We start from the raw sequence: 20,277 nt of genomic DNA on the forward strand, positions 1-20,277 counted from the left end.
GTTCACTGGACACGCAGCCTCGGGTTGAACACGCTGTCGAGCGCGCGGGAGAAGAACACGAACGCCACCTGCAGGATGACGATCGCGGCCATCGGGGAGAACAGGTAGAACGCGCTGTCGGTGGTGTACAACGCTCCTTGGGCCATCGCCAGGTTGATCATGATGCCCCAGTTGTTGCCGCTGATCGGCGCGATGCCGAGCAGGAACAGGCCCACGGAGGCGTAGATGGCCCCGGTGATGGCCAGCAGGAAGTGGATCGCGACGTACGGCCCGACGTTCGGCAGCAGTTGCCGGCCGACCATGTTGCCGAGCGAGACGCCCTGCAGCTTGGCGGCTTCGACGAACTCCCTGCTCCGCAGGCTCATGGCCTGGGACCTGATCGCCCGGGCCAGGCCTGCCCAGGCGGTGATCGACAGGATGAAGGCCAGCACGACCGGGTTGGTCGTGTTGATCACGCTGGCGAGCACGATGATCAGCGGCAGGCCGGGGATCGTGAGGAAGATGTCGGTGATGCGCATGATGACCGTGTCGGCCACTCCGCCGACGTACCCGGTCAGCAGGCCGATCGCCACGCCGACGAACACTGTGATGACCGCGGACAGCACGCCGACGATCATGATCGGCCGGGTGCCCACGATGATCTGGGACAGCACCCCCTGACCGAGGGAGTCGGTGCCGAGCGGGTGCTGCCATGACGGAGCCAGGTAGGCCTGGCTCGCGTCCTGCTCGTTGCCCACCTCGACGAACATCGGGCCGAAGATCGCCGCCAGGCAGTAGATCAGCACGATCGCGCCGCCGATCAGGGCCCCCTTGTCGTGGCGCAGAATCCGCCACAGGTCGCTGAGGAATCTCATGCCATCGAACCTCCTGCCGGCAGTACTTCCTGATCGGGGTCGGCGGGCTGGTCGGCCGCGCGGGCGCGGGCGGCCGGATTGGCGATCCGCGGGTCGACCAGCGGGTAGAGCAGGTCGACCAGGAGATTGGTGATGATCACCGACACCGTGATCAGCACGAAGCAGCCCATCATCAGCGAGTAGTCGCGCTGGCCGACCGACTGGATCATGTAGAACCCGATGCCCGGGTACTGAAAGTAGGTCTCGATGAACACCGACCCGCCGAACATGAAGCCCACCGACAGGGCCAGTTGGGTCACCATCGGCAGCATCGAGTTGCGTCCGACGTAGGACTGGGTGATCCGGCGATCGCTCAGTCCGCGCGCCTCGGCCGCCCGGACGTACTCCGCGCCGAGCACCGAGACCGCGCTGCCCTTCATGCCCAGCGCCCATCCGCCGAACGACGTGATCACCGACGCGGCGATCGGCAGCACGGAGTGGTAGAGCACGCTCACCAGGTACGGGCCGTTGAAGCCCGGCGTGACATCGACTCCGTAGGCACCACCGGACGGAAACACCTGATAGACGCTGGTCAGGACGTAGAGCAGCGCGATCGCCACCAGATAGCTCGGAACGGCGCTCAGGAAGGAGACGACGAACGTGACCGCCTGGGAGAACCGGCTGTTCTGGAAGGCGGCCATCATCGCCCCGACCGCGATCCCGATGACGAAGCTGATGATCAGCGACACCGCCACCACCATGATCGTCCAGGGCAAGGCCTCGGCGATCACCGCCACCACGGTGGTGCCCGGGTTGGTGATCGGGCGGCCGAGGTCGCCACGGACCGCGCCCCACACGTACCGCAGGTACTGCTCCCAGACCGGCGCGTCCGGCGTCACGCTGTAGACGGCGTTGATCCGTTGCTGGATCTCGACCTCGCTCAGGCCGCCCTGCATCCGCAGCTGGGCCTCCAGAGCCGCCATCGGGTTGCCGGGCATCAGCCGGATCATGAAGAACGACAGGGAAACGACGATGTAGATGATCAGCAACGACATCGCCAGTCGTTTCAGGATGTAGGAAACCATCAGCGCCTTCCGGGGTCGGGGCAGTTCCGGACGGCACCCGCGTGCGGGTGCCGTCCGGACAGTGAAGGACTACTTGGGCGTGATGTAGCCCTGCTGCATCGCCAGCGAGAGGCCACCGTTCATGTCCGCGCTGATGATGTCCCAGAGTTCACTGCTCTTGTTCTCGCCCAGGGGCGGCCAGTTCGTGAACTCCTTGGTGGAGAAGGGGAACTGGTAGACCTTGGTCGCGTACCAGATGTAGGGCACCTCTTCGTTGATCAGCTGCGCCCAGTTCCACACCTGCTTGTTCATCTCGTCGCCCGGTTCGACCGTGCGGACCTGCTGGTCGATGGTGCTGGCCAGGTCGACCTCACCGAGACCAGGAACGTTCTTCTTCGGGCCGAACCCGATCCCGCGCTTGCCGGCGTAGTTGCCCTGACGCGTGAAGTTGTAGCCCGGGCCGAGCAGGAAGTTGTACATCGCGAGCGGGTTGCTGCCACCGACGAACGCCATGCCGACCTGGAAGTCGCCGTTGTGCTGATCGGCGTCCTGCTGCGCCCCAGAGGTCGCGTTCACCTCGGACTTGATCCCGAACGCGGTCAGTGCCTTGGCCGCGGAGTTGAACGAGGTGACGATGTCGGTGGTCTCGGCGTTGGCCGTGAAGGTGATCGTGAACGGTTTGCCGTCCGGCTTGATCCACTGATCGCCCTTCTTGGTGAAGCCCTCGCCCTGCAGCAGTGCGGTCGCCTTGGCCAGGTCGACCGGGTACTTGTTCAGCTTCCCGAGCTGATCCGGCTTGAGGTAGATCTCCTCGAGCGTCGGTGAGATGCCCGTGTTGACTTCCTTCCAGGTCCCACCGGCCGCGTCGTCGGTGCCGTAGGCCGCCTCGCTGATCTGCTGCCTCGGAATCACGGACGCGAGGGCCTGACGGACCGCTTTGGAGTCGAGCGGCTTCTGGTTGCTGTTGAAGACCATGGCGAACCCGAACCCGAGCGGGAGAGCCGTGTTGGACTCGGGGGTCGTCTTCCAGCGGTTGAGGATCGGCGGCGGCATGTACACGTTGGACAGGTGCACGTTGCCGCTGAACAACTGCGGGTAGACGGTCTGCGTGGACCCGTTCAGGTACCGGATGCCGGCGAACTTGATCTTGGCCGCGTCCCAGAAGTCGGCCCACTTGACCAGCTTGGCTTCCTTGGTGGTGATGTTCTCCAGCTTGAACGGCCCGTTGCCGATCAACTTGTCGACCTTCATCGCGGCCAGGTCCTTGAACGCGTCGCCCATCCGCTTGGACTCGGGCAGCTTCGCGGCCTGCTCCGGATTCTGCTGCAGTGTGCGGAAGTACTTGATCACGTCCTGCTTCAGCGCGTCGGTGACGATCCGGCCGTACACGCTGGACGGGTACGGGCGGATCGAGTTCAGGATGTCCAGTTTCGCCAGCGACTCCGGCTGGCCTTCCTTGAGGGTGAAGGCGACCGTCTTCTCGTCCACGATGTCGACGCCGGTGATGTCGTTCCAGAAGCCGTCGCCGCGCAGCCCGTTCAGGATGGCGGTGTCGTGCAGGTCCTTGCTCGTCACCGGAGTGCCGTCCTGCCACTTCGCGTCGTCGCGCAGGTGGACGTTGAGCTTGCCGTTCTCGACCGCCCACTTGTCGGCCAGCTGCGGGACGAACTCGGTCAGGCTCGGCGACTTCACCAGGGCCAGCCGCATCGAGATGAAGTCGTTCTGGATGCCGAGCTGGTTCACGTTGTACGGGTTGTAGGACCACGTCGTACCCCAGCTGCAGCAGGGGAAGAACGTGAGGAACTTGCTGGAGTCGCCCGCCGCGGCGTCGGTGCCGCCGGCGTTCCCGGCGGAGTTTCCTCCGCCCGCCGTGCCTGCGGTACAGGCAGCCACCAACGTGACCACCAGGCAGGCCGAGACCAGGGCTAGCAAGCGCTTTCCGGCGCGACAGATCACTCGCGGCAACATCATTGTCGATCCTCTCGACCTTGGCGGGGCGTCCGGTCCTGATCTTGTCGAGGTAGAGCGATTTAGTAAAGAGGATGGGGAAAGTATGGTGTTCGCGAAACGGACACGATTGTTCGCAGAACGGCCATCGTGACGCCGGTACCGGCGGCCGGACCGCGGCTGTCGACGTTGCGTGACGTGACCGAACGGTGACGCCGGTGGCCGATCCGGGGCTTGGTCGTGCCCGATAGGGTGGGCGGCGTTCATCTGGCCGTCCAGCAAGGCGCGGGCCGTCCGCGCCGGGATATTTCGAGGTGCTCGTTCGTGCGCAAGCTGTTGAGTGTGGTCGCAATGCTGGTGCTGGGGTCTTCCCTGGCCGCCTGCGGCTCCGGAGATGGCGACTTCGGTCAGGCCGGGGTCAAGGTCGAGTCGGAGTTCGGCCAGAAGCCGACCGTCAGCCACCGTGAGGGTGACCCCGACAAGACGCTGGTGACCGAGGTCCTCAAGGAGGGCGACGGCGCCGAGGTGAAGAAGGGCGACCTGCTCACCGCGAACTACCTGGGCCAGATCTGGCGCGACGGCAAGGTGTTCGACAACTCCTACGACCGGGGTGCGCCGGCGTCGTTCCCGATCGGGGTCGGCGGGGTCATCGACGGCTGGGACGAGGGCCTGGTCGGGAAGAAGATCGGCAGCCGGGTGCTGCTGAGCATCCCGTCCGACAAGGGCTACAAGGAGAAGGGCAACGAGGAGGCCGGGATCAAGGGTGACGACACCCTGATCTTCGTCGTCGACCTGGTGGGCGCGGCCGCGAACAACACGCCGCTGGACGCCACCCCGGCCGCTTCGGCGCCGACGAAGTTCAAGGTCACCGGCGAGCTGAACGCCGAGCCGAAGGTGACGGTGCCGGCCGGGACCAAGCCGCCGGCGAAGCCGGGCAAGCCGGTCGTGATCGCCACCGGCAAGGGCAAGCCGCTCGAGCCGAAGAGCCAGCTGATCGGCCGCTACGTCGTGTTCGACTACACCGGCAAGAAGCAGGCGAGCACCTGGGACGGCCAGCAGGGTCAGCCGGGCGCCCCGACCGACCAGCTCCAGGTCGGCCCGGGTCCGAAGGGTGAGGCCGGCGCGCTCGACGGCCTGGTCGGGGTCCCGATCGGCAGCCGGGTCCTGATCGAGCTGCCCGCGTCGAAGGACCAGGCGGGCAAGACGGTCAACGCGTTCGCCGTGATCGACATCCTGAACGCCTTCCCGGCCCCGAAGCAGACGGGCCAGTAAGAGCAGCAGCACCGAAGCGGCCGCGGCCCCGGCGAGGTACTCCTCCCGGGCCGCGGCCGCTTTCGTCTGCCCGCAGGGTCAAGCTTTCCGGCGGAACCACCGGTTCGAGTCGGGCAGGAACATCAGCACCACTCCACCGGCGACAGCGAGCACATGCACGACCCGGAGCGCGGCGAGGGTGAGGAACGACGCGTCCAGGTCCAGCCTGCCGAAGTCGCCGTTGCTGGTCAGCCAACTGATCGGGCCGATCAGCAAACTGGCCATCCCGACGACGCCGAGCAGCCCGGCCAGCAGCCAGCGCGACCAGGGGACGCCGTGCCGGAAGTACCGGTCGATGATCAGGAAGAGTCCGCCGTACACGATGGTGCGCAGCGCGATCTGCGCGACCAGGGCGAGGATTGGCCGCCCGTCGGCGATCCAGCCGGCGGCGCCGAGGACGGATTCAGCCACCCCGGCACCGACCGCGAGGAACCACGCCGTCGTCGCGGCGCGGACCGAGACAGGCGGTCCACCGGGGACGTCGGGCAGGGTGGGAGTGCGATCGGTGGTAGCCATACTCCAAGCCTCGGCCCGGGCGCCGGAGAATTCAGGAGTACTGGGACCCCGATCCGGGTGGTGGTACGTCCACCAGGCCGGCGGCGTACCGGCCCGCGGCCGCGGCGGCCTCGAAGTACGCGCGGTCGCCGTCGAGGTCGCGGCCCATCGTGGACAGCTTGACCGGCGTCTCCCGCAGCGCGTCGTACAGCCCGTCCACCCCGACGCGGACCACCTTGTGCCGGGCCTTCAACGGCTCGGCCGCATCGCGCACCGCGTCCCCGAACTCCCCGGGCAGGTCCGGGACGACGATGTCCGCCGGCTGCAGCGCGACCCGCCCGTACGCCGTGAGGCTGTGGTGCGAGATCCCACGATGCCGTGGCCGCGGATCCGCCTCGGAGATCCGCAACGACGCCACCGGCCGGCCGCCGAGCGTACCGATCGCGTTGACCGCCTCGCCGGACTGGACACCGGAGAAACCCCAGCGCGTCCCGGTCCCCAGGTTGCCCGGGCCCTGCGTGATGACGACGACCTCGGCCGCGAGGACGTGAACCGCGGTCAGCAGGCCGGTGTGGACCGTCACGGCCTCCCGGTCACCGCCGAACGCCTGCCCGACCGTCACCGTCCCACCCAGCCAGCCGCTGTCCCGCAGCGACGCCACGGTCCGTGAGAACGCGAGCGGCAGCGCACCACCGTCGGTCATCACGTACACCACCCGCGTGCCCGGGCGCTTGGCGAACACCCCAGCGAGCACAGCAGGCAACGCCGAATGCAGGTCGGCCACCACGACCGGCGTCCCGAGGAGGTCGTCCGCGTCGCGCAGTACGTCGTGGTCGGGGGAGTCCTGCTCGTCGGCGCCGAGCACCATCGCCTGCAACGGCGTGTACCGCGCCTTCACCAGGTGGCCCGTCTCGGGCGGATCCGCGGGTAGCCGGTCCGGGATCGCCACGACCAGCGCGTACCCACCGGTGCCGAGGCCGCGGTCGAGGGCGCCCACGTTGAGCAGGACGCGGTCCCCGGCGACCGGCGTACCGACCAGGCCGGGGTAGGCGAGCGCGCGGACCAGCTGCTCGCCAACGGTCACTCTCAGTTCCTGCGCACCCGCCCAGGTCTTGCCCAGGTCGGCCACGATTCCTTCGCGCCAGCGGATCACACGCAGACCTTAGCGGCCCCGCCGAAGCATCCGAATGTATGTTCGGCGCGCAGCACGCGTTTTGCACTGCTCACCCCGTAAGGTGGTCGGGTGTCGGCGCGGAAGAGTGAGCGGTTGCTCAACCTGGTGATCTGCCTGCTGGTCGCGCGCACCTACGTGACCAAGGAGCGGATCCGCGAGGTGGTCGAGGGCTACGCCGGCCAGACCGACGACGCCTTCGAGAAGATGTTCGAGCGCGACAAGGACGAGCTGCGCGACCTCGGCATCCCGATCGAGATGGGCACCATCGACAAGTTCTTCTCCGACGACGTCGGGTACCGGATCCGGCGCGACGTGTTCGAACTGCCCGAGGTGCACCTGGAACCGGACGAGGCCGCCGTGCTCGGTGTCGCCGCCCGGGTCTGGCAGCACGCCAGCCTGGCCGAGGCGACCACGTCGGCGGTGCTCAAGCTGAAGGCGGCCGGGATCCAGACCGACCAGTCGGCGCTGAGCGCGATCGAGCCGCACGTCGGCGCGTCCGAGCCGGCCTTCGACCCGCTGTGGTCCGCGGTGGTGAGCCGGACCGCCGTCCGGTTCGACCATCGCCGCAGCGGTGCGGCCGAGGCGACCAAGCGGACCCTGGAGCCGTGGGGCATCGTGTCCTGGCACGGCCGCTGGTACGTGGTGGGCCGCGACCGCGACCGGGAGGCGACCCGGATGTTCCGGCTGTCCCGGATCGGCGGCAACGTCCGCACCGTCGGCGGCCCGGGCGCGTTCACCGTGCCGGAGGGTACCGACCTGCGCTCGCTGGTGTCCGAGCTGGCGCCGCCGCGGCCGACGTCCGAGGCGAAGGTCCGGGCCCGGACCGGATCGTGCGTCAGCCTGCGCCGGCGGGCCAACGCGATCGAGCCGTACGAGGACGGCTGGGACCTGCTGCACGTCCCGTACGCCGATGCCGAGGTGCTCGCCGAGGAGATCGCGTCGTACGGTCCGGGGGCCGTGGTCGAAGGACCCGGCGACGTGCTCGACGGGGTACTGCGCCGGCTCCGGTCGGTGGCGGGGGTGCCCGCATGAGCAACGCGCGTGACCAGGTCCAGCGGCTGCTCGCCCTGGTGCCGTACCTGCGGGAGAACGACGGCGCCCGGGTCGACGACGTCGCCGCCGAGTTCGGGGTCCGGCCGAAGCAGATCATCGCCGACCTCAAGGTGCTCTGGTTCTGCGGCCTGCCCGGGGCCCAGATGGGCGACCTGATCGAGATCGACATCGACGCGGCCGAGGGCGAAGGCGTCATCCACCTCAACAACGCCGACTACCTGGCCCGCCCGCTCCGGCTGGCCGCGGACGAGGCGCTCGCCCTGCTGACCGCGCTGCGCACGTTGCGCGAGGTCACCGGCGGCCCGGACCGCGATGCCGTCGACCGCGCGATCGCCAAGCTGGAGAGCGCCGCCGGTGAGGCGGCCGCGGCGGGGGAGGGCGCGGCCGCGCACGTCCACGTCGAGCCGGCGGACCCCGCGATCGCCGAGACGGTGAACCGCGCACTGGCCGGGCGGCAACGGCTGCACCTGACGTACGACGTGCCGTCGCGCGACGAGACCACCGAGCGCGACGTGGACCCGATGCGGCTGGTCGTGTCCGAGGGCCGGTCGTACCTCGAGGCGTGGTGCCGGCTGGCCGAGGACGTGCGGCTGTTCCGGCTGGACCGGATCGCCGCCGTGAAGCTGCTCGACCTGCCGAGCGAGCCGCCGCCCGAGGCGACCCCGCGGGACCTGTCGAACGGGATGTTCCAGCCGTCCGAGTGCGACCTGCTGGCGACCGTCCAGCTCGCTCCGCCGGCCCGCTGGGTCGCGGAGTACTACCCGACCGAGTCGGTCGAGGAGGGCCCGGACGGCTCGCTCGTCATCCGGCTCCGGGTGGCCGACACGGCTTGGCTGCAGCGGCTCGTGCTGCGCCTCGGTGGCACCGCGACCGTCCTGGAACCGGCCGACCTCGGAGACCAGATCGCGACAACGGCCCGCGAGGCGCTCTCCGCGTACGACGACACGCTCTGAGCCGGATCCTCAGCCCTGGCTGAGGATCTTCTCCAGCGGCGAGCGGAACCGCGGGGTGACCCGGACCCCGGCCAGCCAGCTGGTCCAGCGGCCGGCCTCCGCCTCGATCTGGTCCGCGGTCTCGGCGCCGACGTCCTCCAGCAACTGGAACCGCACCTCGCCGGACTCGGGCTGCCCCCAGCCGCCGACGATGCGGCCGTCGGCCCACACGGTCGGGCCGATGTTGCCGGTCTGATCGAACAGCCGGCTCTTGTGCTCGCCGAGATACCAGCCGCGGTCCTTCCAGCCCATCGGGGTCGGGTCGAGCGACGGCAGGAACGCGACCCACGGCTCCACCTCGACCTCCGGCGCCTCGTCTCCGGGCAGCACGTAGCCGACCGTGCCGTCCAGGTCGACCTCGACCGCCTCGACCTCCTTCAGCGCCTTCCTGGTCTGGCCCAGGGTCCAGCCGCTCCACCACTGCAGATCCGCGAGTGTGCCCGGGCCGAACGAGTCCAGCCAGGCCCGCGCGAGCCGCGCCCGCGCCTCGTCCGCGGGCGGCTTGTCACCGAGGCCGCCGGGCAGCCACTTCTCCGCGGGGGACCACTGGTGCTGGCCGCTGAGCCACGTCCCCAACGGCCGGCCGCGGACGATGCGGCCCTCGGCAGCGAGCTGGAAGAGCACCCGGCTGGTCACGTACGGCTGTGCGGCGTACGACTTGCCGGTCGCCATCGCGAGCCTGGTCCGCAGCCGCGGCTCGTCCTGGGAGAGCTCCTGGGCGGTGGCCGATCCGCGCAGGGTGAGCGCGGTCGCGGTGGACTCCTCGACCGCGCGCAACCAGCGGCCGGCGCCGTCGGCGTCCGGGGAGACACCGGCCTCGGTGAGGTGCTTGACCAGCAGCTTGCGTTGCTTGACCGCGATGTCGTCGGTACAGGCCGCCTGGATGACCGGGGCGAACGGTGTCGGCGCGACGAACACCGTCCGCCGCATCCCGAGCATGCGGATCAGCGCGCGATCGTCGTAGAGCGCACTCTCCGTGGTCGTCACATCACTGCCTGGCACGCGCGCTGCGACCGACAGGTGCACGGTGGCCGGATCCGTCGCGTGCAGCACCACCAGCGACTCGGTCGCCTGCACCGCGTCGGCGGCCCGGCTCGACGGCGCCAGTCTGTGCCGCCGCCCCAGCCTGGTACGCCGTTCGGCGACCTCGATCCGCAGCATCCGTACCCCTCACTCGTCCCGCCGGAAACCAATTCTTACCATCACGTTCCGACAGCGTTGGCGGCCGGAACACACTTGGGGCGTGGGCCGGGGCCGCGGACCGGATAGGCTCCGGGTATGTATTGGTTCCTGCTCTTCCTCGGCGTCGTGGCGGTGTGGCTGCTCGTGCTCGCCCTGCTCGCGAAGAAGTTGTGGGGCCAGACCAAGGCACTGACGCGTGAGCTGGCCGCTGCCCAGACGAAGCTCGAGACGGCCCAGTCGACGACCGGATCCGGACGGACCGGCCCGACTGTGCGGTCCCGGGCGTAGTATTCGGCCAGTCTCAACGTAGAGCCACCATCAGTTGTGAAAGGGAGAACCTCATGGCCCCGCTCATCGGTATGCCTCAGGGCGCAGAGTGGCTCGTCATCCTGGCGATCGTCGTCCTGCTGTTCGGTTCGGCCAAGCTGCCCACCCTGGTGAAGCAGCTGGGTCGCTCGAAGAAGATCTGGGAGGAGGAGGTCGGCCCTGGCAACAAGAAGAAGGACGCCGAGCTGACCGAAGGCACCAGCCAGCCCTCCGCCCAGCAGCAGGTCCAGCAGCAGCCGACCCAGCAGGCCGCCCAGCCGGCCGCGCAGCCGAACCAGGCCAACGGCCAGGCGCCCGGCGACGGTCAGCCGCCCACGCACACCGCCAACTGAGCCGGGCTCACCACCTGTGACGATGGTGAGGCAGTGACAGTTGTGAAGCTCGGACGGCGGAAAGAGCGCCGCCCGAAGGACGAAGAGGGTCGGATGACCCTGCGCGAGCACATCACTGAGCTGCGCAACCGGTTGTTCGTATGCATCGTGGCGATCGTGATCGGCACGGTGGTGGGCTGGATCTTCTACGACCAGCTGTTCGACTTCCTGACCCGCCCGTTCGTGACGTCGGTTCGCGAGCTGGCCAAGGAGCAGGGCAGTACGAAGATCCCGGAGCTCACCTTTCCCGGCGTCGGGAACGCGCTGACCTTCAAGATCAAGATCTCGGCGCTCGCCGGGCTGGTCGCGGCCGCGCCGATCTGGTTGTTCCAGCTCTGGGCGTTCATCGCGCCCGGCCTGCACCGCAGCGAGCGCCGGTGGGCGATGCTGTTCTCGGCGATCGCCACCCCGTTGTTCCTGGGTGGCGTCGTGGTCGCGTACTGGACGCTGCCGAAGGGCATCGAGATCCTGCTCGGCTTCACCCCGCTGGACATCCAGAACCTGGTCGAGCTGCCGGACTACCTGGACTTCGTGATCCGGACGATGCTGGTGTTCGGCGTCGCCTTCCTGATCCCGCTGGTCGTGGTCCTGCTGAACATGCTCGGCGTGGTCTCCGCGGCGGCGATGGGCAAGTTCCGGCCGTACATCATCCTGGCCATCTTCTTGTTCGCGGCCGTCGCGACCCCGTCCGGCGACCCGTTCACGATGTGCCTGCTGGCGATCCCGATGTGCCTGCTGTTCGTGGTCGCCGAGGTGATCTCGCGGTTCAACGACAAACGCCGCGCCCGCAAGACCGAAGAACTGCTGGCCGACTGATGACCCGGCACGTCGCGCTGGTGGTGAATCCCACCAGCGGCCGGGGCCTCGGTGCCCGCGTCGCCCCGGTGGTCCGGGCCCGGTTCGAGGCGGCCGGCCTGACCGTCTCGGAGTACGCCACGACGTGCGCCGAGGACGTCGGCCGGATCTCCGCCGAGGTGATCGCGTCCGGCGCCGACGCGGTCGCGCTGATCGGCGGCGACGGTACGGTCCACCTCGGCGCCCAGGTCCTGGCTCGCTCGGGGATGCCGTTCGGCGTGATCCCGGCCGGGACCGGCAACGACTTCGCCCGCGGTGTCGGCATCCCACTGGACGACCCGGGCGCGGCCGCCGACCGGATCGTGGCGGGCCGGACCAGGTCCGTCGACCTCGCGGTGGCGAAGGACGAGTTCATCACCACGGTCGTCGCCGGCGGCTTCGACTCCCTGGTGAACAAGCGCGCCAACGCGATGAGCTGGCCCAAGGGCAACGCCCGGTACACCGTGGCCACGCTGGCCGAGCTGCGGACGTTCAAGCCGCTGTCGTACGTGCTCACCATCGACGACGAGGTGATCGAGACCGACGCGATGCTGGTCGCGGTCGGCACCGGCCCGACGTACGGCGGCGGCCTGCAGATCTGCGCCGGCGCCGAGATCGACGACGGCCTGCTCGACATCACCGTGATCAAGCCGGTCTCCCGGCTCACGTTGCTGCAGATGTTCCCCAAGCTCTCCAAGGGAACCCACGTCGGCCACCCGATGGTGCAGGCGTACCGCGGCAAGTCGGTCCGGCTGGAGTCGCCCGGCGTCACGGCCTACGCCGACGGTGAGATCCTCGGCCCGCTCCCCGTCGACATCGGGATCGCTCCGGGCGCGCTGACGGTCTTTGCCTGACCGTCTTCGCTTGAGCGGAGCCGGCCGGACAGCCGGGTGGCGCGTGGTTCTGGGGGTGGGGTCGCATAGATTGGGGGTATGAGTAGCCCGTCCGAGAAGTACGCCCTTTTCCGCTCGGACCAGGAGCACCCCGCTGTGAAGGAGTTCCGGGCGCTCTACGACTTCGAGCTGGACGAGTTCCAGTTGCGGGCCTGTGCCGCGCTCGAGGACGGGCATCAGGTGCTGGTCGCGGCGCCGACCGGGTCGGGGAAGACGCTGGTCGGCGAGTTCGCGGTGCACCTGGCCCTGCAGCGGGGGCAGAAGTGTTTCTACACCACACCGATCAAGGCCCTCAGCAACCAGAAGTACGGCGATCTGGTCGACCGGTACGGCGCGGAGAACGTCGGGCTGTTGACCGGGGACAACTCGCTCAACTCCGAGGCGCCGATCGTGGTGATGACCACCGAGGTGCTGCGGAACATGCTGTACGCCGCCTCGAACACGCTGCTCGGGCTGTCGTACGTGGTGATGGACGAGGTGCACTACCTGGCCGACCGGTCCCGGGGCGCGGTCTGGGAAGAGGTGCTGATCCACCTGCCGGACTCGGTGGCCGTGGTGTCGTTGTCGGCGACGGTGAGCAACGCGGAGGAGTTCGGCGACTGGCTCGAGACCGTCCGGGGGAACACCGTGGTCGTGCTGGAGGAGAAGCGGCCGGTGCCGTTGTTCCAGCACGTCATGGTCGGGAAGCGGCTGCACGACCTGTTCGCGGGGGAGGCGCCGACCGCCCGGGTCGGGGCGCCGGACAAGCAGAAGCCAGGCAAGTCCGGCAACCCGGCGAAGGCGAAGGCGCAGTCGGGCCAGGCCGATCTCCGCGACCTGGTGAACCCGCAACTGGTCCGGATCGCCCGGGACGACAACCGGATCTTCCGGGACGACTCGCGCAAACCACGGCGCCGCCGCGACCTGCCGAAGAACCGGCCGAGCCGGAGCCACTTCACCCCGTTCCGGTCCGACGTGGTCGAGGAGCTGGACGCCGGCGCGCTGCTGCCGGCGATCTACTTCATCTTCTCCCGCAAGGGCTGCGAGGACGCGATGCTGCAATGCCTGCGGTCCGGGCTGCGGCTGACCAAGCCGAGTGAGCGCGACGAGATCAAGCGGGTACTCGCCGAGCGCACCGCCGACCTGCCGGACGAGGACCTCGGCGTGCTCGGGTACCACGACTTCGCCGAGGCGCTGAGCCGGGGGATCGCGGCGCACCACGCGGGCATGCTGGCCGCCTTCAAGGAGGTGGTCGAGGAGCTGTTCGCCCGCGGCCTGATCAAGGTCGTCTTCGCCACCGAGACGCTTGCCCTCGGCATCAACATGCCGGCCCGGACGGTCGTGCTGGAGAAGCTGAGCAAGTGGAACGGCGAGGCCCACGTCGACATCACTCCCGGGGAGTACACCCAGCTCACCGGCCGGGCCGGCCGCCGCGGGATCGACGTGGAGGGGCACGCCGTCGTGCTCTGGCAGCCCGGGTTCGACCCGCGCGCCGTCGCCGGTCTCGCCTCCACCCGGACGTACCCGCTCCGCTCGTCGTTCTCCCCGTCGTACAACATGGCCGTCAACCTGGTCCGCCAGGTCGGGCGGGCGCGTTCGCGGGACATGCTGGAGCTGTCGTTCGCGCAGTTCCAGTCCGACCAGGCCGTGGTCGGACTGGCCCGGCAGGTGCAGCGCAACACCGAGGCCCTGGAGGGGTACAAGGAGTCCATCGACTGCCACCTCGGCGACTTCCTCGAGTACGCCGCGCTGCGTCGCCGGATCGGGGACCGGGAGGCGTCCGGCTCGAAGCGGCGCAAGCTGGATCGCCGGATCGAGGCGCAGGAGTCGATCGAGAAGCTCCGGATCGGCGACATCATCCGGATCCCGGCGGGCCGTAGTGCCGGCTGGGCGCTCGTGCTCGACCCGGGGTTCCGGTCGGAGCGGGAGGGTCCGCGGCCGACCGTGCTGACGCTGGACCGGCAGGTCCGCAAACTGTCGATGATCGACTTCCCGACCCCGGTCGAGGCGATCGGCTCGCTGCGGATCCCGAAGAAGTTCAACCCGCGCAACCCGCAACAGCGCCGCGAGCTGGCCCAGGTCCTGCGGGTCCGCAGCGACGAGCTCGGCGAGGACGGGCCGCCGTCGCGCAGCAAGGGCCGGGACGTGATCACGCACGCCGACGACCCGGAGCTGCAGGAGATGCGCGCCCAGCTGCGAGCGCACCCGTGCCACGGCTGCTCGGACCGTGAGGACCACGCCCGCTGGGCCGAGCGGTACTTCCGGCTCGACCGCGAGAACCGCGACGTGCAGCGCAAGATCGAGCAGCGGACGAACACGATCGCCCGCCAGTTCGACCGGGTCTGCCAGGTGCTGGACGCGCTGCACTACCTCGACGGCGACAAGACCACCGAGGCCGGTGACCGGCTGGCCCGGATCTACACCGAGCTCGACCTGGTCGCGGCCGAGTGCCTGCGGCAAGGAGTGTTCGACGACCTCGACGTGCCCGAGCTGGCGGCCTGTCTGGCGGCGCTGGTCTACGAGTCGCGGTCCAAGGACGAGCCGACCTCGCCCCGGTTGCCGCGCGGGGAGGTGCGCAGCCGGCTGGAGCGGATGGGCGCGATCTGGCGCGACCTGTCCGCGCTGGAGCGGGACATGCGGGTCGACTTCCTCCGCTCGATGGACCTCGGCTTCTGCTGGGCCGCGTTCCGCTGGGCGTCCGGTGCGTCGCTGAGCGAGGTGCTGTACGAGTCCGACCTGGCCGCCGGCGACTTCGTCCGCTGGGTGAAGCAGCTGATCGACCTGACCGAGCAGGTGGCCGACGCGGCCGGGGCGACGCCGCTGCGCGCGACCGCCCGCGCGGTGACCGACCAGATCCGCCGCGGCGTCATCTCGTACGCGTCCGTGGTGGACGAGCCGGAGTGATCAGCAGCGTCTGATCGGAGCGGAGTACGTCGTTTTGCTCGGCGTGGCCACGTAGTAGTCCGTGACGTAGCTGCCGTCGGTCAGCCGGTCCCACACGCTGGTGGTGCCGGCCGCCGAGCCGCTGCGCTGACAGGTCACCCACGCGAGCGATCCAGCGGGCATCGTGCCGAGCACCGAGTACGACGTACCGGGGCCGCTGCGGCGACTCAGCGACGAGGTGGTCGTCTGGTACGCGTTGCTGCAACCCGGGATCGGGGCGCTGTACGTCGTGTTCGACGGGGTGTTGACGTAGTAGTCGGTGACGTAGGCTCCGGTGGTCAGCTTGTTCCACACGGTCGTGGTTCCCACCTGCTGGCCGTAGGTCTGGCAGAGGATCCGTACGGTCGAGCCGGCCGGGTAGCCCGTCGAGGCGGGATACGAGAACGCCGGCCCGGTGCGCGAGTACACGTTGCCGGTCACCGTATAGCCGAAGCCGACGGACGCGACCGGAGCGTCGAACCGGTCGCTGTCGATGGTGAGGGTCACACTGCCGTACGTCTCGGCGTGGTCACCCCAGTACTGCTTGGCTCGCTGCCCCACCGCCCAGTACGAGTTGGGTACGGTCGGCCAGTTGAACAACCCTGTGTTCTTGTCCCAGCGGGCGATCCACAAGGCGTCGGGCCGGGCGTACGAGGTCGAGTTGTAGATCTCGGAGAGATGGACGGCGCCGGAGTTCTGGTGCGCGTAGACGGCCGAGAGGTATCCCTGCCGGTGCAGCTCCTTCGTCCACGACGACAGGTAGCGCAGAACGGCCGCGCGACAGGTGGTGTCGTTGACGTCGTAGTGCTCCATGTCGCCGTAGATCGCGCTGCCGCCGATGATGCCCAGCGCCTTCGCCTTGGCGACCGCGTCCGCGGCGGCGCCCGTTGCCTGCGTTCCCGCTGTCGTCGGCGAGGACGACATCTTGAACGGCTTCGAGCTGAACGTGCAGGGCGCCTGCCAGCCCATGTAGATCGGGATCAGCCGCCAGCCCATCCGGGTCACGCTGCTCACCCAGCTCGCGGTCAGCTGTGGCTGCTGGCAACCGCGGTTCCCACCACCGATGTAGATCCCGACCGCCTTGTACGGCGAGGCCTTCCACGCCGTCATCTGCGCGACCGTCGGCGCCGTGCAGGTGTCGAACGCCCACCCCACGTACCGCGTCGCCGTCGACCCGGCCGAATACGCGACGCCGGTCGCCGGCTCGGCCACGGCGGGTCCGGCCGAGCCGGCCACCAGCCCCCCGGCCAGCAGGGTGCCGGCCGCCATCAGGTACTTCCATCGCTTCACCGCGACCACATCCCCCCTGCTGAACCTCACCAGCAGTACACGCCCGAAGGAACGCGCAGGCAATGCCCCTCGAACCGGCGCTACCGATCCGTGATCCAGGTGCTCGCCGCGTGCTGGTCTCGTCGGGCAGGATGAGGCAGCACACCGAGGCCGAGGAGGCGTCATGCCGGAGATCGTGGAGCGGGCCGAGCAGCCGTACGTCGCGCTGAAGGCGAAGGTGCCGATGGACGGGATCGCCGCCTTCGCACGGCGGACCGAGGAGGTGTTCGGCTGGATCGCGGCCCGCAACGTCCTGCCCGTCGGGCCGGTGTTCCTCAAGTACGACGTGGTCGACATGGAGCACGGCCTGGTGATGGAGAACGGCGTGCCGGTGGAGGAGCCGCAGTACGGCGAGGGCGAGATCGTGGCCGGGACGCTGCCGGCCGGACGGTACGTCAGCTCCACCCACCTCGGGCATCCGGACGGGTTGCTGCAGGCGACCGCCGACCTGCTCGCCTGGGCGGACGCCGAGGGCCTGGAGTGGGATGCCGACGGCAACAACTGGGGTGCGCGTCTGGAGATCTACAAGTCCGACCCGATCGAGGTCCCGGACCTGAACGAGTGGGAGACCGAGCTGCTCTTCCGCCTGAAGGACTCACCCCCAAGCCGCACCCGCCCCGTACCTGCTCAGCTCCGAGCGCATGACCCGCTCACCTGACGCAGCTGGATGCGTTTCGTGGGTTGACCTCGCACTTGGTGGGTTGGCCCGCGGAAATTTGGTGGGCCAAGGCACTACTTGCGGGGTTGACCCACCAAAGATGGCGGCGTGGCGAGGGGGTGGGGGTGCGTCAGGCCGCGGCCGGGCGGAGCAGAGCGCGGAGGTCGCGGGCCGCGGTGAAGCCGGCCCGGTTCCCGCCGATCGTGCTGGCCGAGGGCCCGTACCCGACCAGGTGGACGCGCGGATCCAGTACGGTCCGGGTGCCGTCCATCCGGATCCCGCCGGACGGCTCGCGCAGGTGCAGCGGCGCGAGGTGGGCGAGGTCCGCGCGGAAGCCGGTCGCCCAGAGGATCGCGTCCACGGATTCGGTCCGCCCGTCGGCCCAGGCCACGCCGTCCGGGGTGATCCGCTCGAACATCGGCAGCCGGGTGTAGACGCCCCGGTCGTACGCGGCCTGCTCCTGCGGGCGAAGCATCAACCCGGTCACGCTCACCACGCTGCGCGGCGGCAGTCCGGCCCGGACCCGCTCCTCGACCTTGGCGACCACCTTGCGCCCGAGCTCGGGCCCGAACTCCCCGTCGGTCCGCCACTCGGGCGGCCGGCGCGTGACCCAGGTGGTCCGCGCGACCTCGGAGATCTCCGCGAGCAACTGGACCGCCGAAGCGCCGCCACCGACCACCAGGACGTGCCGGCCCGCGAACTCGGCGGCACCGGCGTAGTCCGCGGTGTGCAGTTGCCGACCGCGGAACGTCTCGATGCCCGGGTACCAAGGAATGAAGGGCCGGTTCCACGTCCCGGTCGCGTTGACGATCGCGTCGGCGGTGACAGGCTCGCGATCGGTGGTCAGCAGGAACCGCCCGTCCACGGCACGCACACTCTCGACCGTCACCGGCCGGATGACCGGGAGGTCGAACCTGGTCTCGTACTCCGCGTAGTACGCCGGCACGAACTCGTTCGCCCGCTCGTCACCCGCACTCGCCGGCACGTCGGCGCCCGGCAGATTCGCGATCCCGTGCACGTCGTGCATCGTCAGCGAGTCCCACCGGTGTTGCCACGCTCCACCCGGCCGCGCGTTGCGATCCAGTACCACGACCCCGTCGTACGGCGCGAACCCGAGCCGCACCAGGTGGTACACCGCCGACAGGCCGGCCTGGCCCGCTCCGATCACCGCCACCTGGGTCTCCACGTCCACCACAACACCGCCAACCACCTGGACTCTTCCCCACCAGCCGGGAACGACGAAGACCCGGAAGGCGGATCGCGGTGATCCGGCTTCCGGGCCTGTCAGGAGCTTGCGTGTCAGCAGCCGAAAGGGTCAGTCCCAGCTGCTGTCGATCCGGCGGTGGTACCGCTGGCCGGACTTGCCGCCGACGATCGCGGCGAGCAGCGTGACGACGAGGACGGCACCGGCCAGGATCAGCCCGCCGGTGGTCAGGGTGTCGTCGGCGACCGGGATCGAGGGCAGGTTCACCCGGTCCAGCACGTCGTACTGCGATCCCGCGAGCGCGCCGATTCCGGCGACGACCGCGGTGACCAGGACGCCGATACCCCAGACGCCGAAGCCTTGGCGCGCGCCGTCGAACCGCGCGAGCCGGCCGGCGACGTACCCGCCGTTGTAGTACGCGATCGCCAGGACGAGCAGGAGGACCGCCGCGGAGACGATGCCGATGGTGCCGGCCTGGGCGTCGATCATTCCCTGGTCGATGCTGACCGCGTAGTCGACGGCGGCCGCGATCGCACCGACGATGCCGGTGAGCAGGACGGTCAGGCCGACGGCGATCAGCCAGCCGAAGAACGCGGAGCCGGCCTTGAACCCGCGGTACACCGGGTCCACCTCGGCGGCGGGCGACGGCCGGACGTCGGCCCGGTGGGTCGGCTGGTGGTCGTCGATCTCGGTGTCGTCCGAGCTGAACCGGCGTGGCGGCGAAGTGAGCTGGGTGGCGTCGCTGTCTTCCCGGTAGTGCTGGACCATGTCGGTTCTCCTCACGAGTCAGCCCCGTCTGGAGATCCGGTACCCGCCGGTCCGTGCCCTATGCGTCAGCGTCCGGCGACCGGACGTGAGCACACCCGGAGACGGCAGCGGTGCCGGCGGCGAGCGTCACAGTGCGCGAGCTGGACGTGACGGTGCGCTGCGTACCGGCAGCGGACGGTGGCCGGCGCGCACCGGTCGGTCGAGACGCTCATGGCAGCAGGCTGTCGATCTTCTCGTGGTACCGCTGGCCCGACCGCCCGCCGAGCAGCGCGGCGAGCAGGGTGACGATCACCAGCGCGGCCCCGGCGATCATGGCGCCGCTGGTCAGCGTGTCGGCCGCCAGCGGGACGTCGGGCCGGTCGACCCGTCCGAGCAGGTCGTACTCGTTGTCCAGGTACGCGCCACCTGCCGCCGCGACGATGGACAGCAGGAACGCGATCATCCAGACCCCGAACCCCTGCCGGGACCCGTCGAACCGGGCCAGCCGGCCCGCGACGTACCCGCCGGTGAAGAACGCGAGCGCGACCAGGACCCCGAGCGTCACGGTGAGCACCAGGGCGACCGTCCCGGCCTGTGCCTCCGCGTCCGACCGGGTGTAGTCGAGCACGTAGCTCCCCCCGAGGATCGCGGCTCCGGTCCCACCGATCAGCAGGACGGCCATCGGCAGCGAGACCAGCCAGCCGAAGAACGCGGCGCCGAACTTGAACCCGCGGTACGACAGGCTCTGCGGCTCCTCCGGGTCGCCGGGCAGCGGCCGGTCGGGGATCACGTTCACGCTGGTCATCGCCCGATGAGCGGCCGCGCGCGCCTCCTCGTACCGCTGGGTCGACGCCGTGGATTCCGGGACGGGCATGGTGTCGGTCTCGCCGTACTGCTGCTGGACCACTTCTGTTCTCCTCACCGGTCAGCCTGTTGCGGAGGTGCGCCTACCCCGGCCGGCG

Annotated in this window: 19 protein-coding genes; 9 read left to right on the forward strand and 10 right to left on the reverse strand. The window is 69.5% G+C overall.

Going from position 1 to position 20,277, the window contains the following annotated elements:
• Positions 1–2 precede the first annotated feature (2 nt).
• The 3 genes from FB561_RS32125 to FB561_RS32135 form a co-directional block, all read right to left on the reverse strand.
• Positions 3–854: an ABC transporter permease gene (locus tag FB561_RS32125; protein WP_145813794.1), complete on the reverse strand. Its 852-nt coding sequence runs from the start codon at positions 852–854 to the stop codon at positions 3–5.
• The gene (locus FB561_RS32130; protein ID WP_145813795.1) at positions 851–1,918 is read right to left on the reverse strand and encodes an ABC transporter permease; all 1,068 of its coding nucleotides are present in this window, start codon (positions 1,916–1,918) and stop codon (positions 851–853) included. The genes FB561_RS32125 and FB561_RS32130 overlap by 4 nt, the downstream gene beginning before the upstream one ends.
• 69 nt (positions 1,919–1,987) lie before the next feature.
• Positions 1,988–3,868 carry an ABC transporter substrate-binding protein gene (locus tag FB561_RS32135; RefSeq protein WP_170284906.1) on the reverse strand — a complete coding sequence of 627 codons (1,881 nt, stop codon included), beginning with the start codon at positions 3,866–3,868 and terminating at the stop codon, positions 1,988–1,990.
• Positions 3,869–4,168: 300 nt separating this feature from the next.
• Between FB561_RS32135 and FB561_RS32140 the strand changes: the two genes are divergently transcribed.
• On the forward strand, positions 4,169–5,116 hold the full coding sequence (locus FB561_RS32140) for an FKBP-type peptidyl-prolyl cis-trans isomerase (RefSeq protein WP_145813797.1): 948 nt from the start codon (positions 4,169–4,171) through the stop codon (positions 5,114–5,116).
• Positions 5,117–5,194: 78 nt separating this feature from the next.
• Here the strand turns inward: FB561_RS32140 and FB561_RS32145 are convergent, their stop codons facing one another.
• Positions 5,195–5,671 carry a hypothetical protein gene (locus tag FB561_RS32145; RefSeq protein WP_145813798.1) on the reverse strand — a complete coding sequence of 159 codons (477 nt, stop codon included), beginning with the start codon at positions 5,669–5,671 and terminating at the stop codon, positions 5,195–5,197.
• 31 nt (positions 5,672–5,702) lie between these two features.
• Complete coding sequence (locus tag FB561_RS32150) at positions 5,703–6,803, reverse strand: DUF3866 family protein (RefSeq protein ID WP_145813799.1); 1,101 nt, start codon at positions 6,801–6,803, stop codon at positions 5,703–5,705.
• 90 nt (positions 6,804–6,893) lie between these two features.
• Between FB561_RS32150 and FB561_RS32155 the strand changes: the two genes are divergently transcribed.
• Positions 6,894–7,856: a helix-turn-helix transcriptional regulator gene (locus tag FB561_RS32155; RefSeq protein WP_145813800.1), complete on the forward strand. Its 963-nt coding sequence runs from the start codon at positions 6,894–6,896 to the stop codon at positions 7,854–7,856.
• The gene (locus FB561_RS32160) at positions 7,853–8,830 is read left to right on the forward strand and encodes a helix-turn-helix transcriptional regulator (protein ID WP_145813801.1); all 978 of its coding nucleotides are present in this window, start codon (positions 7,853–7,855) and stop codon (positions 8,828–8,830) included. Before FB561_RS32155 ends, FB561_RS32160 begins: the two co-directional genes overlap by 4 nt.
• A 9-nt stretch (positions 8,831–8,839) precedes the next feature.
• Here the strand turns inward: FB561_RS32160 and FB561_RS32165 are convergent, their stop codons facing one another.
• Complete coding sequence (locus tag FB561_RS32165) at positions 8,840–10,030, reverse strand: winged helix DNA-binding domain-containing protein (RefSeq protein ID WP_145813802.1); 1,191 nt, start codon at positions 10,028–10,030, stop codon at positions 8,840–8,842.
• 117 nt (positions 10,031–10,147) lie between these two features.
• Between FB561_RS32165 and FB561_RS32170 the strand changes: the two genes are divergently transcribed.
• The 5 genes from FB561_RS32170 (at position 10,148) to FB561_RS32190 (ending at position 15,359) form a co-directional block, all read left to right on the forward strand.
• Positions 10,148–10,339, forward strand: coding sequence for a hypothetical protein (locus FB561_RS32170; RefSeq protein WP_145813803.1), 192 nt, complete (start codon positions 10,148–10,150; stop codon positions 10,337–10,339).
• Between the two features lie 53 nt (positions 10,340–10,392).
• The gene (locus FB561_RS32175) at positions 10,393–10,710 is read left to right on the forward strand and encodes a twin-arginine translocase TatA/TatE family subunit (protein ID WP_145813804.1); all 318 of its coding nucleotides are present in this window, start codon (positions 10,393–10,395) and stop codon (positions 10,708–10,710) included.
• Between the two features lie 93 nt (positions 10,711–10,803).
• Positions 10,804–11,565: a twin-arginine translocase subunit TatC gene (gene tatC / locus FB561_RS32180; protein WP_145813805.1), complete on the forward strand. Its 762-nt coding sequence runs from the start codon at positions 10,804–10,806 to the stop codon at positions 11,563–11,565.
• Entirely contained in the window at positions 11,565–12,437 is an 873-nt protein-coding gene (locus tag FB561_RS32185) for a diacylglycerol/lipid kinase family protein (RefSeq protein ID WP_145813806.1), read from the forward strand. The genes tatC and FB561_RS32185 overlap by 1 nt, the downstream gene beginning before the upstream one ends.
• A 78-nt stretch (positions 12,438–12,515) precedes the next feature.
• On the forward strand, positions 12,516–15,359 hold the full coding sequence (locus FB561_RS32190) for a DEAD/DEAH box helicase (RefSeq protein WP_145813807.1): 2,844 nt from the start codon (positions 12,516–12,518) through the stop codon (positions 15,357–15,359).
• Here the strand turns inward: FB561_RS32190 and FB561_RS32195 are convergent, their stop codons facing one another.
• Positions 15,360–16,667 (reverse strand): glycoside hydrolase domain-containing protein, encoded by a 1,308-nt coding sequence (locus FB561_RS32195; RefSeq protein ID WP_145813808.1) that lies wholly within the window; start codon positions 16,665–16,667, stop codon positions 15,360–15,362.
• A gap of 163 nt (positions 16,668–16,830) precedes the next feature.
• Here FB561_RS32195 and FB561_RS32200 point away from each other — a divergent pair, with 163 nt between their 5' ends.
• Positions 16,831–17,364 carry a GyrI-like domain-containing protein gene (locus FB561_RS32200; protein ID WP_145813809.1) on the forward strand — a complete coding sequence of 178 codons (534 nt, stop codon included), beginning with the start codon at positions 16,831–16,833 and terminating at the stop codon, positions 17,362–17,364.
• A gap of 130 nt (positions 17,365–17,494) precedes the next feature.
• Here the strand turns inward: FB561_RS32200 and FB561_RS32205 are convergent, their stop codons facing one another.
• From FB561_RS32205 to FB561_RS32215, 3 genes are all read right to left on the reverse strand, one after another.
• Entirely contained in the window at positions 17,495–18,574 is a 1,080-nt protein-coding gene (locus FB561_RS32205) for an NAD(P)-binding domain-containing protein (protein ID WP_238335257.1), read from the reverse strand.
• Positions 18,575–18,679: 105 nt separating this feature from the next.
• Positions 18,680–19,336 carry a hypothetical protein gene (locus tag FB561_RS32210; RefSeq protein WP_145813810.1) on the reverse strand — a complete coding sequence of 219 codons (657 nt, stop codon included), beginning with the start codon at positions 19,334–19,336 and terminating at the stop codon, positions 18,680–18,682.
• Between the two features lie 208 nt (positions 19,337–19,544).
• Positions 19,545–20,237, reverse strand: coding sequence for a hypothetical protein (locus FB561_RS32215; protein WP_238335258.1), 693 nt, complete (start codon positions 20,235–20,237; stop codon positions 19,545–19,547).
• Positions 20,238–20,277 lie beyond the last annotated feature (40 nt).

This window comes from Kribbella amoyensis (assembly GCF_007828865.1).
Classification (GTDB): domain Bacteria; phylum Actinomycetota; class Actinomycetes; order Propionibacteriales; family Kribbellaceae; genus Kribbella; species Kribbella amoyensis.